This is a genomic window from Amphritea sp., from assembly GCF_050300915.1.
Taxonomy (GTDB): Bacteria; Pseudomonadota; Gammaproteobacteria; order Pseudomonadales; family Balneatricaceae; genus Amphritea.
On sequence record NZ_JBNKYN010000095.1, the window covers coordinates 1 to 16,032 of the forward strand.

14 protein-coding genes and 1 CRISPR repeat array are annotated in these 16,032 nt (G+C 52.6%); of the genes, 4 read left to right on the forward strand and 10 right to left on the reverse strand.

The window, feature by feature from the left end; all coding sequences use genetic code 11:
* Nucleotides 1-24 precede the first annotated feature (24 nt).
* Nucleotides 25-652: a CRISPR direct-repeat array (repeat unit 28 nt; unit sequence GTTCACTGCCGAACAGGCAGCTTAGAAA).
* Nucleotides 653-1,349: 697 nt separating this feature from the next.
* Nucleotides 1,350-3,218, forward strand: coding sequence for a sensor domain-containing diguanylate cyclase (locus tag ACQY8X_RS18560; protein ID WP_428036622.1), 1,869 nt, complete (start codon nucleotides 1,350-1,352; stop codon nucleotides 3,216-3,218).
* A 95-nt stretch (nucleotides 3,219-3,313) separates the two neighbouring features.
* On the opposite strand, the gene ACQY8X_RS18565 is transcribed toward ACQY8X_RS18560, so the two are convergent.
* Nucleotides 3,314-4,342: a DUF697 domain-containing protein gene (locus ACQY8X_RS18565; protein WP_428036623.1), complete on the reverse strand. Its 1,029-nt coding sequence runs from the start codon at nucleotides 4,340-4,342 to the stop codon at nucleotides 3,314-3,316.
* Nucleotides 4,333-5,754: a YcjX family protein gene (locus ACQY8X_RS18570; RefSeq protein WP_428036624.1), complete on the reverse strand. Its 1,422-nt coding sequence runs from the start codon at nucleotides 5,752-5,754 to the stop codon at nucleotides 4,333-4,335. Before ACQY8X_RS18570 ends, ACQY8X_RS18565 begins: the two co-directional genes overlap by 10 nt.
* A gap of 202 nt (nucleotides 5,755-5,956) precedes the next feature.
* On the opposite strand from ACQY8X_RS18570, the gene ACQY8X_RS18575 reads away from it, so the two are divergent.
* Nucleotides 5,957-6,844 carry a LysR family transcriptional regulator gene (locus ACQY8X_RS18575; protein WP_428036625.1) on the forward strand — a complete coding sequence of 296 codons (888 nt, stop codon included), beginning with the start codon at nucleotides 5,957-5,959 and terminating at the stop codon, nucleotides 6,842-6,844.
* A 40-nt stretch (nucleotides 6,845-6,884) separates the two neighbouring features.
* On the opposite strand, the gene ACQY8X_RS18580 is transcribed toward ACQY8X_RS18575, so the two are convergent.
* The 8 genes from ACQY8X_RS18580 to pgi form a co-directional block, all read right to left on the reverse strand.
* Complete coding sequence (locus ACQY8X_RS18580) at nucleotides 6,885-8,156, reverse strand: TRAP transporter large permease (RefSeq protein WP_428036626.1); 1,272 nt, start codon at nucleotides 8,154-8,156, stop codon at nucleotides 6,885-6,887.
* Nucleotides 8,156-8,719 carry a TRAP transporter small permease gene (locus tag ACQY8X_RS18585; RefSeq protein ID WP_428036627.1) on the reverse strand — a complete coding sequence of 188 codons (564 nt, stop codon included), beginning with the start codon at nucleotides 8,717-8,719 and terminating at the stop codon, nucleotides 8,156-8,158. The genes ACQY8X_RS18580 and ACQY8X_RS18585 overlap by 1 nt, the downstream gene beginning before the upstream one ends.
* Before the next feature lie 78 nt (nucleotides 8,720-8,797).
* Nucleotides 8,798-9,787, reverse strand: a complete 990-nt coding sequence (gene dctP / locus ACQY8X_RS18590) for a TRAP transporter substrate-binding protein DctP (RefSeq protein ID WP_428036628.1) — start codon at nucleotides 9,785-9,787, stop codon at nucleotides 8,798-8,800.
* 69 nt (nucleotides 9,788-9,856) lie between these two features.
* Nucleotides 9,857-10,840 (reverse strand): hydroxymethylglutaryl-CoA lyase, encoded by a 984-nt coding sequence (locus tag ACQY8X_RS18595; RefSeq protein ID WP_428036629.1) that lies wholly within the window; start codon nucleotides 10,838-10,840, stop codon nucleotides 9,857-9,859.
* A 10-nt stretch (nucleotides 10,841-10,850) separates the two neighbouring features.
* Nucleotides 10,851-12,089 carry a CaiB/BaiF CoA transferase family protein gene (locus ACQY8X_RS18600; protein WP_428036630.1) on the reverse strand — a complete coding sequence of 413 codons (1,239 nt, stop codon included), beginning with the start codon at nucleotides 12,087-12,089 and terminating at the stop codon, nucleotides 10,851-10,853.
* A 151-nt stretch (nucleotides 12,090-12,240) separates the two neighbouring features.
* Complete coding sequence (locus ACQY8X_RS18605; protein ID WP_428036631.1) at nucleotides 12,241-12,549, reverse strand: SemiSWEET family sugar transporter; 309 nt, start codon at nucleotides 12,547-12,549, stop codon at nucleotides 12,241-12,243.
* 14 nt (nucleotides 12,550-12,563) lie between these two features.
* A complete protein-coding gene (locus ACQY8X_RS18610; protein ID WP_428036632.1) occupies nucleotides 12,564-12,986 on the reverse strand; it encodes a VOC family protein in 423 nt (140 codons plus the stop codon).
* A 5-nt stretch (nucleotides 12,987-12,991) separates the two neighbouring features.
* Nucleotides 12,992-14,653 carry a glucose-6-phosphate isomerase gene (gene pgi, locus ACQY8X_RS18615; RefSeq protein WP_428036633.1) on the reverse strand — a complete coding sequence of 554 codons (1,662 nt, stop codon included), beginning with the start codon at nucleotides 14,651-14,653 and terminating at the stop codon, nucleotides 12,992-12,994.
* A gap of 185 nt (nucleotides 14,654-14,838) precedes the next feature.
* Here pgi and ACQY8X_RS18620 point away from each other — a divergent pair, with 185 nt between their 5' ends.
* Nucleotides 14,839-15,576, forward strand: a complete 738-nt coding sequence (locus tag ACQY8X_RS18620; RefSeq protein ID WP_428036634.1) for a response regulator — start codon at nucleotides 14,839-14,841, stop codon at nucleotides 15,574-15,576.
* Between the two features lie 28 nt (nucleotides 15,577-15,604).
* Nucleotides 15,605-16,032, forward strand: a 428-nt coding sequence (locus ACQY8X_RS18625; protein ID WP_428036635.1) for a hypothetical protein, incomplete at its 3' end; no start/stop codon positions are given.

A 16,032-nucleotide genomic window follows, 5' to 3' on the forward strand; every position in this document is an offset into this window, starting at 1 on the left:
AGAACAAAAATTCTCACCTAATCGGTTCACTGCCGCACAGGCAGCTTAGAAAAGCTATTTGTTGGTGTTTCAGCTGGTTGAGGAGTTCACTGCCGAACAGGCAGCTTAGAAAATATCTTTTTTGGGCCGCGGTGCTTTCTTCAGGTTCACTGCCGAACAGGCAGCTTAGAAATCAGTATCTTTTCCATTGCCCAAAGCCCCAGTGTTCACTGCCGAACAGGCAGCTTAGAAAATGAATTTAGCCAGCGCTAAAACGAGCGAATAGTTCACTGCCGAACAGGCAGCTTAGAAATGGAGATAGCATAATGCCAATGACCCCGCTATGTTCATTGCCGCACAGGCAGCTTAGAAAATCAGGTATCTGCATTGCTGTCTGAGGTAGTTGTTCACTGCCGCACAGGCAGCTTAGAAATGTATATTCTGCATAGGCAACAATGCGATCGAGTTCACTGCCGCACAGGCAGCTTAGAAAAACTATACGGGTGGTCTGGGGTCGTTATCAGCGTTCACTGCCGAACAGGCAGCTTAGAAAGGTCCGTTAATTCCTACCTCTGTACCTGTTGCGTTCACTGCCGCACAGGCAGCTTAGAAAAGAAAAGACGACATATGTGCGACAAACCAGCTGTTCACTGCCGAACAGGCAGCTTAGAAAAGTACAGAGCGTATGACGTATCGTATATAGTGGTTCACTGCCGCACAGGCAGCAGCTTAGAAAGATGAATTGGATGATTGGTTAGTTGATACTATGTTCAATGCCGTACACGACTCCAGGGATGGAGGAGGTAGAACGAAGCAGGAGCCAGAGTCGAGGCAGCTTAGAGAATGCTTATCGCCACTGAAAGCAGCTCCTAATCTATGTGCTTTTCTCCGTGTTCTCTGTGTCCTCGGTGGTAATACGCTTTTTAATGATGGTGTTTTTGTGCGAGGTGCGTCTCGCGCCGATTGCAGCTCAAAGTAATCACTCCCACAGGTAACGACTAAGCATCGCGACGAGGTACCCAGAGGGCTGAGTTTGATCAGTGTTTTCTGCCGAACACGACTCCAGAGATGGAGGAAGTAGAACGAAGCAGGAAGCCAGAGTCGAGGCCGCTCAGACCGCTACCATGTCAAGGTAGGGGTATAGAAGCGACTTTCAGAAGGTATGCCGGTGTACTCAAAATGGCGTAATGAAACGAACTAAAGTGTTGGAAGCAGTATAAACTTAGTTCGCAATCTACCCGTAAAACCTCTGTTCCTGGGGAGCGTTAGGTTTTATCTGATAGACTTCAACTGTCTCGCTGGACCGCACTTTCAGGCCGCTGATTATTATCATGGAAACTCCGGGTTTTAGTATTAACAGCCATCGCGGGATGGTACACCGATGTCGGGCGGGCCTCTGTCGTGGGTTTGCAGCGCGTCTTGTTGTGTTGCTGTTAGTGCTGTTGATCAGTACCTTTTGTCAGGCTCAGCCGTTGATCCATCTATCATCCGGCATGGCGGATGTCAGCACCGGGATGAGCGTTCGCTATCTGGAAGATGCTAATCATGCTTATACGCTGGAACAGGTGCGTGGCGAGCCGCAGGCTTCACGTTTTGCGCCGCTGCCGGATGGTAAGAGTAATTTTGGCATCAGTGGTTCCGATTTCTGGTTGCGCATTGATCTGAAAAACAGTGCTGAAGAGGCCCTGCTATCGCTGCTGGAAGTGGTTCACCCCCACTGGGATTATGTGACTTTCTATACTGACGGTGGTGCAGTTCAGAGCGGTGGTGATCACCTTCCAATCGCTAATCGCGCGGTTGCCGCTGAGAGCAATGTATTCTCTGTATTGACACCGCCTGGTGGCGTGCAGAGGGTATGGGTGCATCTCTCCTATAATCAGCCCGGGCTGGCTGAGACCAAGTTGTCGTTGTGGACGCCTGACGAGTTCGCTCAGCACTACGCTAAGCGCTATTTTATTATCGGTTCTTTCATCGGTATGGGCGTTCTGGTGGTGTTTTATAATCTGCTTATCGGTTACTCCACCAGAATGCCCGAGTATATCTGGTATACCCTGTATATTATGGCGGCGATGGTGGCGCTGCTGTCCAATACCGGCCTGGGTTATCGTTACCTGTGGCAGGAAAGTACCGCGTTTGTTGATTTAGCGCCGGTCCTTTTTTCATTGCTGACGCTGGTGTTGGCAACCCAGTTTACCCGCAGTTTTCTGAATACCCGAGGGGCACAGAATATTGACCGGTTGCTGCAATCCCTGTTTGTTTTAGCGGTGCTGGCGATGCTCTGCTATCTGTTTGGTGAGCGCGGATATGCGTTAAAACTGACGCTGCTGTATGCGCTGGCGACGGTACTGTTTCCACTGATCGGCATCTGGCGATATAAGAAGGGCAGAAGTGATGCCCGGTTTTATGTGCTTGGCTGGAGTGTCTGGAGTCTGGCAATGCTTATCGCGGTGACACGAAATGTGGGGCTTATTCCCGCTGATTTTGTCACCAACTTTTCACCACCGCTGGGCTTTTGTATCGAGGGGGTGCTGCTCTCTTTAGCGCTGGCAGACCGGATTAATTATCTGAAACAGCAAAAAGAGGCGGCTGAATTGCTGCATATTACTCATCTGCAGCAAGAGCAGGCAGAGCTTGAGCGGCTGGTGTCAGAACGTACCGCTGCACTGGAACAGGCGATGAAGCAGGCTGAATTGCTGGCGCAGACCGATTCGTTGACGGGGGTTTTAAATCGGCGGGCATTTTTTGCATCGGGCGAGAAAGAACTGCGTCGCGCTCAGCGTTATCGGTCTCCGGTGGCGGTGGTGATGATCGATCTGGATATGTTCAAGCAGATCAATGATAACCACGGCCATGCGACGGGGGACAGGGTGCTGATTGCGGCCATTGATTTATTGCAGACGCTGACGCGTTCCGCTGACCTGTTCGGGCGCATCGGTGGTGAGGAGTTTGCACTGCTGATGCCGCAGACCCAACTGCATGAGGCAGCAGAACTCGCAGAACGGCTGCGGGCAGCACTGGAGGGGCTGGAAGTCTGTGTTGCTGCGTTGACGGTCAGGGTGACGGCCAGCTTTGGTGTGGCGGCTATTGATGTGTCAAATGAGTCGCTGGCCGACGCGATGGGACGGGCCGATGAGGCGTTGTACCGGGCTAAAGCCCGTGGCCGCAACTGTGTTGAATTAGCGTCTGCTGCAGCGATAAAACCGCTGCACTCTCACAGACCAGAACATAAAACAGATTAACCACCGGGAGCACAGATAAGACCAAATGACGGGCTCTTCTCAGTGTTCTCTGTGTTCTCAGTGACCTCTGTGGTAAACGTTTGAACCTGGACGAACTAAGGCGTCCGCCCTTTATTCAGTTTTTTCCCCAGTAGCAGCAACAGCGACGAGACCAGTTTTTCCCGGTAGCCGGTTTTTGACTCATCGGTAGGGATCGGTCGGCACAGGGCAGCGCACTGAATACCGATGCGTGAGGTGGCGATACAGGCCCCGGCACCCTGCAGTGCCTTGGCACCGATATTGAGGGCAGGGAAGTTGGACAGGTCGAGCATATCCAGCCCGGTTTGGGACAGGCCGGAATAGGCGGTGCTTCTGCCAACCCGATAGAGCACTCTCATGCGATTACCCAGGTTTGGCCGGATGCCATAGGTGTCTGAGATCTCTTTGATCATGATGCTGGTGCGCCACAGGGTGAGCAGAGCATCCAGCGAGGGCATCGGGCTGGCGGCGACGGCTAAGCCGGTTTGCACACTGTGCTTGCGGATAATGTTTTCGACCCGCTTATCCAGAGGTTCGATAAAGAGTGTCTCCAGGTGTTGCAGCCGTTCGGCATCATCGAGATAATCCGGCATTAAACTGAGCGCCTTATCGAGCTGTTTTTCCTGTGGCGTGTTGGTGTAGAAGCTCACCAGACTGTCGACAAACGGGGTGATCTTCTGACTGTTCTGCTGTTGCTGTAATGCCCGCGCTCTCTTTTGAAACGCCGCTATCTTGTCGATATCGTTGCTACCCCGGGCCCATTTGAACAAACCAATCCCCGATATCAGGATCAGCACCGCCAACACGACTGATACGGCGACACCAAAGGCCCAGTGAAGCGCAGATGCGTTGTTGATCATCGAGATCAGGTCGTTAATCAGTGTCAGGCCGAACACACCACCCAAACCGATGGCGATCAGTTTCATCGTTCTGGAAAAGAGCGGCTGAGGGTGACTATTCCAACTGACCGGGTCGGTGTTGCTGGGTGGGTGTTCAATCTGTTCAGACTCAATCGAGTCGGGAATCATGCCCTCCAGATCGGCTTCCGATATTTTGAAGGTGCGCGGGATGCGGGTATCGCTATCCTGTTGAGATTTTATCGACATATATCACCCATTAAATTGTGCAGCACTTCATCCATGCGGATGTGGGGTATCGCCTGGTCCTGATTGGCACGAATACCTTTCGGCGGCTTCAGTTCTGGTAGTTTCCAGTCTATAAATGCAGCAAACTCTGTTTCAGAGGGGATGTGATCGGGAATCCGGGGGTTAACAAAACCAATGGCTTCACCTTCAGTCGAGACCCCTTTGAGGATCTCCTCATTTCCCTGTGTCTGTGCATGGGAAGAGCGCACCGCAGCCACCGCTTCCACCCGCAGGTCAGCCTGTGCCCCCTGAATCCGTTCGAGGGACTTTCGCACAATACTGCTGAGCAGGTGGCGGACATTATCGTGATCCTGCGATACAACCTGATCTACCTTGGTGGCGGCATAGAGCACCTTTTCGATCCGCGAACGGAACAGCCCGCCGTTGTATTCGAAGCTTTCACCAATCGCTTCCAGTGCGTGCATCATCTCCTGGAGATAGGGTTCGCCACCGTGCAGCACATTGAGGACATCGACTAGCACCACCTGGCGGTCGATCGGTTCGATAAACTCTTTGAAAAAGGGTTTTACGATATCCGACTTGTAACGTTCAAAGATCGCTTCTAACTGCTTAAAGTTGCTGTTTTTACTGGCACTCTGTAACTGCGCTTCACTATAACCGGCACAGGCGATCAGAGGCACGAAGTGCAACGCTGGGTGACCGGCCTGGGTGCCGGGTTCGATAAACCGTCCCGGTTGAATGATGGTGAGTGGCGGCGACTGTTTTTTGCAGGCGTGCAGAAAATCGATATAGATGGCGCGCTGAGTTTCGACGGTCGCCGGGTTATAGTCAGCAAACGGATCAAGAGTCTTTAACGAAGCCAGCGGGTTATTGCTAAAGCCACTGCGGGGCGCCCGTGACAGCTGCTTTTCGACCAGGACACACCAGTCGCGAAAGCTCATCTTCAGCAGTGGCAGATCGACCAGCCACTCTCCCGGATAGTCTCTCAGTTCAATAAAAACACTTTTCGAGGTTTTTCTGCCAAACCAGCCCTGATCTGCCAGTTTGATCTCCAGTAACACGCCACTGATATCCCGGGTTGGTGCGGGCCATTGCGGAGCACTGCCCGACAGACTGTCCACCGCCTGCTCATAATCAAAGCGGGGCAGATAGCGATTTTCCAGCGGATGCTCTGTCACCTGGATAATCCGTTTCTTTAACCAGGGGGAGAAGCCACTCAGCCGCGAGTTTTTCGCGCCATGCTGTTTAAGCTGATTGATCAGACTGGTGATAAAGGTTGATTTACCGCTGCGGCTCAGCCCGGTGATACCGATACACACCCGATTCTGTATCGCCCGGTTGATCAGGGTTTTCGCATCATCTGCCACATGGTGTAGCTTGGTTAAATAATCCGACTGTCCGTTGTTAGACATAGTGTTTCCAGGTTCTGCGAAAAAAATGATCAACCGCTGTGGTTTTGCACAGGGCTGTACTCCCCTATATGGCCGTGGTTAGCCCAGATTTCAAGGCCTGTCAGGGGAAGGTTGGCGTGACGCTTGACAAAATCACTATCAAAAGTCACGGTCGATCAATACTATAACGGTCTTCATCAATGCAATTACAGGTTTTTTAGCTATGCGCCTTGACCCGACATCGCTTCGTTTATTTGTCAGCGTGATTGAAGAGGGTTCGATTGCCCGGGCGGCTGAAAGCAACTTTATTGCGGCGTCTGCCATCTCTAAACGGATCAGCGAGCTGGAACAGGTTTTGAGCACGCCTTTATTGACGAGAACGAACCGCGGGGTGGTTGCGACAGAGGCGGGCAGTGCGCTGCTGAAACGATCACGGGATGTATTGCACCAGCTGGATGATATCTTCAGGCATATGAGTGAATACTCTGATGGATTACGGGGCAGCGTGCGTATGGTCGCCAACATCTCGGCTATCAGTGAGTTTTTGCCCAATCAGCTGCGTTCGTTTCTGGACATGTATCCACAGGTTCAGGTTCATCTGGAAGAGAAGATCAGCAGTGAGGTGTTGCGTGATGTCAGCGAGAGTATTGCGGATATCGGCATTGTTACCAACGCTCCGAGTGATTGCCAGAATCTGCGTATTTATCCCTACAAAACCGATCATCTGGTGCTGATAACCCCCCAGGGGCACCCGCTTGCTGAGAGTAAAGATATCGGGTTTGCCGATACCCTTGAACATGACTATGTGGGTTTACACACCGGTAGCGCTATCAATAACCAGATGTTTGAGGCTGCGGCTAAACTCAGCCGGCCACTGCGTTTGCGTATTCAGGTGACCAACTATGAAGCGCTTTACCGCATGGTTGAGTCCGGCCTGGGCATCGGTCTGATGCCGCTGAACATCGCTAAACCCTATCTGAAAGCCCGGCGGATTAAAGCAGTTAACCTGCAGGATGAGTGGATGTCCCGCGAGCTGCATATCTGCATTCGGGATTCCGACCAGCTGCTGGATGCCGCCCGGCATCTGTTAAATCATCTGCGGACAACCTGAAAGCAGCGTTTGGCGCTGCTTTCAGGTGGCTATGCTTTTGTTACACCCCATAGGGCACGTAAAGCGCCAGAGAGGGGATAAAGTAGACGGCGAACAGACAGACCAGCATCAGCAGAATAAAGGGCCAGACCCCTTTGATCACCTCTGCTGAAGATCCTCCCGATACCGCTTGTATAACAAACAGGTTTAAACCCACCGGCGGTGAAATCAGGGCACACTCAATCATAATAACGAAGATAATCCCGAACCAGATCGGGTCGATCCCCATGGAAGCCAGCGAAGGAGAGAGCACCGGAACCATGATCAGCAGCATCGATATCGATTCGAGAAAGAACCCCATAATCAGCAGAACCAGACAGACTGCAGCAATGAAAAGACCTATCTCGGAGATATTCTCACTCACCATCATGGAGATATCCTGAGGAATCTGATACAGCGTAATCGCCTTACCAAACACTTTCGCACCCGCCATGATAAGGAAGATGGTGATGGTGGTTTTCATTGTTTGCATACTGGCTTGTTTAAATTTTTCGAAGCTGAACGTACGCATGACGAGGACGATCACCAACGAGCAGGCAACCCCCACACCGGCAGACTCTGTGGGGGTGAAAATACCGGTATAGATGCCACCAATAATCACGATGGCCAGCAGTACCGTTGGCAGAGCGCGCAGGCTGGCCCGGTTGCGTTCAGCCCGGCTGGCTTTTGCGCAGGGGACGTATTGTTTGCTAAAGCGGGCATAGGCAAAGCTATAGAGGATAAACAGCCCGGCCATCAACAGACCGGGCACCACCCCGGCGAGGAACAGATCAACAATGGACTCCTCTGTAATCACCCCATAGACAATCATCGGAATCGAGGGGGGGATCAGAATCCCCAGAGTTCCCCCAGCGGCGATCAGACCATAGACAAACGGGCGTTCATAACCGCGATCAGTCATCTCTTTGATCGCAACACTGCCGATGGTAGCGGCGGTGGCAACGGAAGAACCCGAAATCGCAGAAAAAATAGTACAGGAGGTAATCGTGGCGATGCCCAGTCCACCGGGCCAGTGACCTACCCAGCTTTGTACTGCGGAAAACAGGTCACGACCCACTCCTCCCTTGAGGAGGATATTCGACATCAACAGAAACAGTGGCACAGATAGCAGGACAAAACTGTCAAATGAGGAGTGCAGGGCCATGGTGGCCATCATCGGCGACAGATCGGCCCATAACAGCATGGCCAGACCCATACCGCCGAGCACGAACGCCACCGGAATGCCGATTAACAGCGCCAGGATAAGAATGAAGAGAATGATTGCAACGGTCATCAGGCAGAGACCCCTTCTTTATGTTGTTGCTCTCCTGAGAGGACCAGAAAAAATTCAGTTACCGCCTGAATGGTGAGCAGGCCAAAGCCACAGGGGATGGCTGCTTCCGTTGTCCATGAAGGCAGGCCGAGCATACTGGCAGAGGCCGATCCCTGGACGATTGATTCATGTAGCAGCAGATAACCGTAATAGCTACAGACTGCGGCAAAGAGGGCGATGGACAGCAGTGAAATACACTCGGTTATCCGTGATAAACGCGGGCCAAGCCTGGCGTTGAGGATATCGATACGAATCAGCGCCTTGTGCTGTAACACCCAGCTGGCACCAAGACAGGTTGCCCAGATCTGGCAGAGTAAAGAGATATCGGCAGACCAGATGGTAGGGGCCAGAAAAATATAGCGGGCGATGACTTCGTAAGTAATCAGCGCAGCGATAAGAACAAAGAGAAAAGCCGATAGCCTGCCGCAGAACGTGACAATCTGATAATTCACGCGCACCCATAACGAGGGGTGATGAGCCCGGTTTGCGGCATCGTCAATATCTTCTAATTCGATATTGGACATATTCGTTTACCTTAAAGTGATTCAGGCAAGGAGAGAGCGGGCGGTTTAAGGCCGCCCACTCCGGGTATAGCGATTGACTTAAAGGCTTTCAGCCGCGTCAATAACCTGTTTGCCTAAAGGACCTGAGTTGTCCAGGAAGTTTTGCAAGACGGGCTTGGTTTTTTCACGCCAGATGGCAATATCTTCGTCGGACAGATGGATCACGGTCATATGCTTTTCCGCATCTGCAATCGCATCGGTTTCGATCTTCTGAATCTTATTACGCAGCTGCAGTTCGACTTTCTGCGCGGCTGCGGTAATAATTTTCTGATCTTCCGCTGACAGCTTCTGCCAGAAATCTTCGTTGATGATGGTGATAAACTCGATGTCGGCATGGTTCGTCAGGGTGAGGTAGTCCATCACCTGGTACAGCTTACGTGGCCCAACCGCTGAGACCCCGGTCATGCCCGCATCAACGGTACCCCGCTGGTAAGCCAGGAACTGCTCAGAACCGGCCATCGTGACCGGCGCACCACCGACCGCTTTGGTAAACTCACCAAGGGTTTTGCCAAACACACGCACCTTCATCCCTTCCATATCTTCAGGTCGCTTGATCGGCTTTTTCTTGGACAGCAGGGCGACACCGCCATAGGCGTTCCACCACAGTGGGCGGGCACCGGTTTCAAGAATTGCGGCATCTAGCAGCGAGCGTACCGGGCTGTCTACGGCCGTTGCGGCAACCACTTTTTCCTGAGTCGGGAACATGAATGGGATATAGAACACATCCACCGCAGGGATGGTGCCTGCCAGTTTAGCCAGGCTCATAACGCCCATCTCAATGGCACCCGAGGTGACCGCCTGATGTACTTCGCTGTCTTTAAACAGCTGGGCAGAGGGGAATATCTGTACTTTAATTTCACCGTTTGAGTTTTTCTCCACTTCATTTTTGAAGTCGACAACGTTCTGACCCAAATGGTGTTTAAGTGGTAACTGCAGGGATAGGCGTATGGTGGTTTCCGCAAGTGCCGGAAGTGCTGCTGTGCATGCACCAATCAGCATGACGGTGCGTAAAATGCTCTTTACTCTCATGATAGATTCCTTTTTTGTTATAAATATCGGTTGTGTTGTACCGGGTGTTTCAGGCGACCACTTTAATACCTAAAACGGTTTCGCTGCTGCCAGCGTTGCTTTGCTCTTTCTGAGTTCTTCGACCGATGCCGGCACCGGGCGTGTTTCAGTACGCAGCCCTGCTTTGGCAACCTGACCGGGCAGATCATGGCCCAGCAGATCGGGCAGTTGTTTCGCCAGTGCGATTAACTGCTGCAGATCGACCTGGGTATCCAGACCGTTAGCCTCCAGCATATGCACCAGATCTTCCGTGCAGATATTGCCAGTGGCACCGGGGGCATAGGGACAACCGCCAATGCCACCGAGGGAGGCATCGAACTGATTTATCCCCGCACTCAGACCGGCCATCACATTGGCCAGGCCCATGCCCCGGGTGTTATGCAGATGCAGCGTCAGCTCGATATGCGCAAAGCGGCTGCGTACCAGGGTGCACAGATCATACACCTGTTGCGGGGCCGCCATGCCGGTGGTATCGCACAGAGAGATGCTCTGTATGCCTGCCTCCAGATAACGTTCTATCAGGGTTAATACTTTGTCGGCTGATAGTACCCCTTCAAAAGGGCAACCGAAAGTGGTCGCCAGAGAACCATTAATGCGCATGCCACTGGGGGCAACCAGATCACAAATCCGCTTAAACTGACTCAGGGATTCTTCACAGGTCATGCGCATATTGGCCAGATTGTGGGTTTCACTCACCGACATCGCCAGATTGATCTCATCGGCATTGCAGGCCATTGCCCGCTCAGCGCCTTTTTCGTTGGGCACCAGGGTGGTGTAACACACCTGAGGATTGCGAGTTATGCGCTGCATCACCTCTTCGGCATCGCGCAGGTTGGGAATAGCGCGGGGCGAGACAAATGAGGTCACCTCGATCTTATTCAGCCCAACCTGTGACAAGTGGTCGATCAGGGCAATTTTCTCATCGGTAGGGACGAAGCTGGCTTCACTCTGAAAGCCATCCCGGGTGGCTACTTCATTAATCAGGACCCGGGCAGGCATCGTGGTGTTAAACATAGTTCTGCTCCTAGATGACGCCTTCCGCTTTCAGCGCATCAATGCTGGACTCATCAAGGCCTAAGTGTTTCAGCACTTCGTCGGTGTGCTCCCCAAGCTTGGGGCCAAGCCATTTGGTGGTGCCGGGGGTGGCGCTCAGTTTGGGCACGATACCGGGTATTGAGATCGATTCGCCATCGGGCAGGCTGTGCTCGCAGATCATCTCGCGGGCGCGGAAGTGGGGGTCGTTGTAGATATCTTCAGCGTTGTTAATGGCGCTGGCAGGCACCTCCGCTGCTTCGAGCACCGCCAGTGCCTCCTCCAGCGTATGCTGGCGGGTCCAGTGCTCAATAATCTGATCGAGTTCATCACTGCGGGCGGCTCTGCCATCGTTATGTTTTAAGCCAGCATCGTCGGCCAGATCCTGTCGGCCAATTGCCACCATAAAACGGTTGAAAATACTGTCACTGTTGGCTGCAATAACGATATAGCGTCCATCGATAGTCGGATAGGAACTCGAAGGGGCGATGCCGGGCATACTGGCCCCGGTGCGTTCGCGGATAAAGCCAAACATACCGTATTCGGGGATCAGGCTCTCCATCACCCCTAACACCGCTTCGGTGAGGGCGACATCGACATACTGGCCTTTACCGCCATTCACCTTCAGATGATACATCGCTGTCATCGCGCCGATCACGCCATATAGTGAAGCCAGTGTGTCGCCAATGCTGACCCCTGCACGCACCGGGGGCCGGTCCGGATAACCGGCCAGATGGCGTAAACCGCCCATCGACTCAGCAATTGCTGCAAATCCGGGGCGCGGTGAATAGGGGCCATCCTGACCATATCCGGAGACGCGCACCATAATCAGCGAGGGGTTGATCGCGGAGAGTTGTTCCCAGCCGAGATTCCATTTTTCCAGGGTGCCGGGGCGAAAATTCTCGATAACAATATCGGTTTCACGAATCAGGTCATGAATGATCTGTTGTCCTTTGGGGCTTTTCAGATCAACGGTGATAGATTTCTTGTTGCGGCTCTGGGTATACCACCACAGTGAGGTGTCTTTGTGCATTTTGCGCCAGCGGCGCAAGGGATCACCACTGCCGGGCGGTTCTACTTTGATCACTTCTGCACCAAACTGACCGAAGATACTGGCTGCATAGGGGCCCGCAATCAGGGAGCCTAACTCCAATACCCGAACCCCTTTGAGAGGCTCTTCAGTCATGTCGGTACGGGAATCCTTCGCAGTTGATGATGTATCATGATCCACGAGTGCTACTCCTCTGCTTTTGTTATAGTTTTCCGCAATTCTGAGGGCAAATTCAGTATTTAAGAAGTAGTAAAATACGGGGCAGCCATCTCTTAAGGAGATGGCTGGGTTTTGTCTGATGCGATTGAGCGGGGGTGATTAAAAAGTCGGATCAGTTCTGATCCGGTGATCTGATACTGCGCGGTTGTGCATTTCTCTGGCGTAAGCGGCTGGTTATCGTCAGTGTCAGCACGCAGAGGGTTAAGACCAGCGTTACCAGATTAGCCAGCAATACTGGCATATCTTCTCTGACAAGCCCGTATATCACCCAGAGAAACACGCCCAGGGTGAAGGTTGCATACATGGTAATAGAGATACCCGAGGTGTTTTTACTTTTAACTATTTCATATACCTGAGGCACAAAGGATATTGTGGTCATGCAGGCAGCACAGGTACCGATGAGAGAAACTAGAGTGGACATCGTCACTATCCTGTTCAGAGTATCTGGTTGAATTCCAGCTTTTCGCCATCCGGCCCGCGGATGGCAAAGTACTGGCAGCCGTGTTGCCAGAAATCCAGATGGATGGGGGCGGCTTCGATAATATCTTCTCCGGCGGCTTTCATCTCGTCAAAGGCAGCCTGAATGTCGGCAACAGAAAAGGCGATATGATCCACCGTGCCATCGCGTCTGTTTGCGATCTCTTCCCGCTGGCTTTGCGGTAGCTGATAGAGTTCGATGATGACCCCGGCTCTCTGCATCATCACTGCGGTGGTTTCGCCATCGCCCTCCGGGAAGGTTTTCTCCATAACAGCGGTAAACCCAAGGCGACGATAGAAGGTGATAGAACGCTGGATATCGGTGACCGGAATGCCGATATGTTGCAGGCCGTTAAAATTGTTCTCAAGCAGTATTTTCATCGTCGTTATGCCGTTTTTGTCTGTTTTGCTGTTGCCTGAGGAGTGACCGGTGCATTGCTTTTTGCAGCGGCAGGCTTTCGGGCAAAGTGCTGCTTAACCATCTGCATCAGGCCCTGAGTCGAGGCATCATAGTCTGCGCTTTTACTTTCAATATTACGGCTGATCTCGGTTGCCAGCCGTTTGCCCAGCTGCACACCCCACTGGTCAAAGGAGTTGATGTTCCAGATCGCACCCTGAACAAATACCTTATGTTCATAGAGGGCGATCAATGCCCCCAGATTGTGAGGATTCAACTGATCCATCAGCAGTACATTGCTGGGTCTGTTACCGGGGCAGCTGGCAAAGTCCTGGCGGTTATCTTTGGTATCGCCGTTCATAAACGCATTCGCCTGTGCCAGCATATTGGTGAGCAGGGCAAAGTGGTGCGCTTCGGTGCCTTCATCGACCTGTAGCGAAGCGATAAAATCGATCGGTACAAACCGGGTGCCCTGATGCAGTAGCTGGAAAAAGGCGTGCTGGCCGTTAGAGCCGGTCTGGCCCCAGACAATCGGCCCGGTGGCATAATCCACCGGATTACCCTCCATATCCACCGACTTACCGTTGCTCTCCATATCCAGCTGCTGCAGAAATGCGGGCAGTTGATGCAGTGCCTGATCATAGGGGATCACCGCCTGGGTTTCGGCGCCAAGGAAGTTGATATACCAGATGCCGATCAAAGCCAGAATCACCGGCATATTCTGATCCAGCGGCGCATGGAGAAAGTGCTGGTCCATCTCAAAGGCACCCTCTAACAGTTCGATAAAGCGGTCGTAGCCGATGCTCAGGGCGATCGGCAGTCCGATGCTGGACCAGAGGGAGTAACGTCCGCCGACCCAGGCCCAGAACTCAAAGATACAGTGCTCGCTCACGCCAAACTCCATGGCTGCAGCTTTATTGGTGGATACCGCGACAAAGTGTTTGCCCAGATCTGCCCCCGGGCAGTTGCTCTGTGCCAGAAACCACTGTTTGGCGGTGTTAGCGTTGAGCAGGGTTTCCTGGGTAGAAAAGGTTTTGGTAGAAACGATAAACAGGGTGGTTTCCGGATCCAGTCCTTTAAGAATCTTCTTGATATGTTGTCCATCGACGTTAGAGATAAAGTGGAATTTCATCTCCGGGTGCTGGTAGGGCAGGAGCGCCCGGCAGACCATGTTAGGGCCAAGATCTGACCCGCCAATACCGATATTGACGACGTTACGAATACGCTTGTCGCTGTACCCTTTCCACTCGCCACTGCGTACCTGATCGGTAAACGCCTGTAGTTTTTTCAGCCCCGCGCGGATCTCCGGCATCACATCCTGACCATTCACCACCACCGGTTCATCTCCCCGGTTGCGTAACGCGGTGTGCAGCACCGGGCGCTTCTCGGTTACATTGATAATATCGCCGGAGAACATCTGCGCCTGACGCTGGCGTAGTGGTGAGTGTTCGGCCAGTTTAATCAGGGTTTTGAAGATGTCGTCGGACAGTCTGTTTTTAGAGTAATCCAGAAACAAGCTGCCCAGTTGCAGGCTCATCTTGTTAAAACGATCTGAGTCGGCGCTAAAGTAATCTGAAATCCGGTCATTTTCGGTTTGCTGGGCTAACTGCTCAAGTTTGTTCCAGGTGACTGAGGAGCTGAGAGTGTACATTGATGGCCTCGCGATTTTTATTATGCAGCCGACGACATGCCGGGACCCGTTATCTGTGTCATTAGAACCGGGCCAGGTAAACCAGAAATGAACCACTTCAGCACGATTTGTAATAATTGAAATTTTTATGGCGCATGTTTGTGTTATTTATACACTTAATAAGAAGAATAAAATTGGAAACGTCTATGACAAACGCTGTCCAGCAAAAAATTTTGGTGGTCGATGATGAGATCGACATGCGGGAGTTGTTGCAGGATCTTCTGGAAGATAGCGGCTTCAGTGTTACCACCGTGGCCGATGGTGGGGCGATGCGGCAGACGCTGGATACGGCTCCCTATTCGCTGATTATTCTTGATCTCAGGCTGAAAGGTGAAGATGGAATGCAGCTGGCCCGGGAGGTGCGGGAACATTCCAGCATCCCGATTATGATGCTCACCGGCAAAGGGGATGAGACTGACCGGATTCTGGGGCTGGAGCTGGCCGCCGATGATTTTCTGATGAAACCGTTTAACAACCGGGAGTTGCTCGCCAGAGTGCGGGCTATGTTGCGCAGAACCACTCAACTAAGCACGCCGGTGATACGTAAAGAGGATGCCTACAGTCACGAACGGTTGTCGTTTGATGGCTGGGTGATGGATCTGACCAGCCGGGAACTGACCGGCGTCGATGGTGAACCGGTGTCACTCACCTACGGCGAGTATGAGCTACTGGAGATGTTTGTCCGCTCGCCCAACCGGGTGTTCAGCCGTGACCAGCTATTGGACGCGACCCGGGGGTTTGACTCAGATGTCTATGACCGCACCATCGATGTGCTGATTCTGCGGTTGCGCAGAAAGATTGAACCGAATCCGAAACAACCCTCCTATATCCGTACTGAACGGGGTGTGGGGTATATCTTCAATGCTTCAGTGATGCAGTGCTGATGGGGCGTTGTGACAGCGAGTTGAACAGATGATCCTGTCGATCAGCCCCTTCAGTCGCCTGCGAGCACGCACCCGGTTATTGCTGGCGTTTACCATCCTGTCTGTTTCGGCGATGATTCTGGCGCTGGTGGGCTGGCAGGGGCTGAGCAACACCGACCGGGCGCTGAATATCTTTGAACAGCAGGCGTTGCCGGATATCTCCCGCTCACTCGAACTGGCCGAACGTACTGCCAACCTGGCGGCGATCGCGCCCTATGTCACCAGCGCCGGTACCCCTTATATGTTAGAGGGGCTGAGTCAGACGCTGAAAGCCAAAATCGACAAAGTACTCTCACTGGCGCAGCGTATTCCACAACTGGACGCAGCCGCCCCCAATCTTCAGACGCTGCTGCAGCGTCTCGACAGTACCGTGAATGAGCTGATTGATCTGACCCGCCAGCATCTGTTTCTGCGGGA

Coding starts and splice junctions, on each gene's coding strand:
- ACQY8X_RS18560 (WP_428036622.1), top strand. CDS start 1,350: ATGGTACACCGATGTCGGGCGGGCCTCTGTCGTGGGTTTGCAGCGCGT.
- ACQY8X_RS18565 (WP_428036623.1), bottom strand. CDS start 4,342: ATGTCGATAAAATCTCAACAGGATAGCGATACCCGCATCCCGCGCACC.
- ACQY8X_RS18570 (WP_428036624.1), bottom strand. CDS start 5,754: ATGTCTAACAACGGACAGTCGGATTATTTAACCAAGCTACACCATGTG.
- ACQY8X_RS18575 (WP_428036625.1), top strand. CDS start 5,957: ATGCGCCTTGACCCGACATCGCTTCGTTTATTTGTCAGCGTGATTGAA.
- ACQY8X_RS18580 (WP_428036626.1), bottom strand. CDS start 8,156: ATGACCGTTGCAATCATTCTCTTCATTCTTATCCTGGCGCTGTTAATC.
- ACQY8X_RS18585 (WP_428036627.1), bottom strand. CDS start 8,719: ATGTCCAATATCGAATTAGAAGATATTGACGATGCCGCAAACCGGGCT.
- dctP (WP_428036628.1), bottom strand. CDS start 9,787: ATGAGAGTAAAGAGCATTTTACGCACCGTCATGCTGATTGGTGCATGC.
- ACQY8X_RS18595 (WP_428036629.1), bottom strand. CDS start 10,840: ATGTTTAACACCACGATGCCTGCCCGGGTCCTGATTAATGAAGTAGCC.
- ACQY8X_RS18605 (WP_428036631.1), bottom strand. CDS start 12,549: ATGTCCACTCTAGTTTCTCTCATCGGTACCTGTGCTGCCTGCATGACC.
- ACQY8X_RS18610 (WP_428036632.1), bottom strand. CDS start 12,986: ATGAAAATACTGCTTGAGAACAATTTTAACGGCCTGCAACATATCGGC.
- pgi (WP_428036633.1), bottom strand. CDS start 14,653: ATGTACACTCTCAGCTCCTCAGTCACCTGGAACAAACTTGAGCAGTTA.
- ACQY8X_RS18620 (WP_428036634.1), top strand. CDS start 14,839: ATGACAAACGCTGTCCAGCAAAAAATTTTGGTGGTCGATGATGAGATC.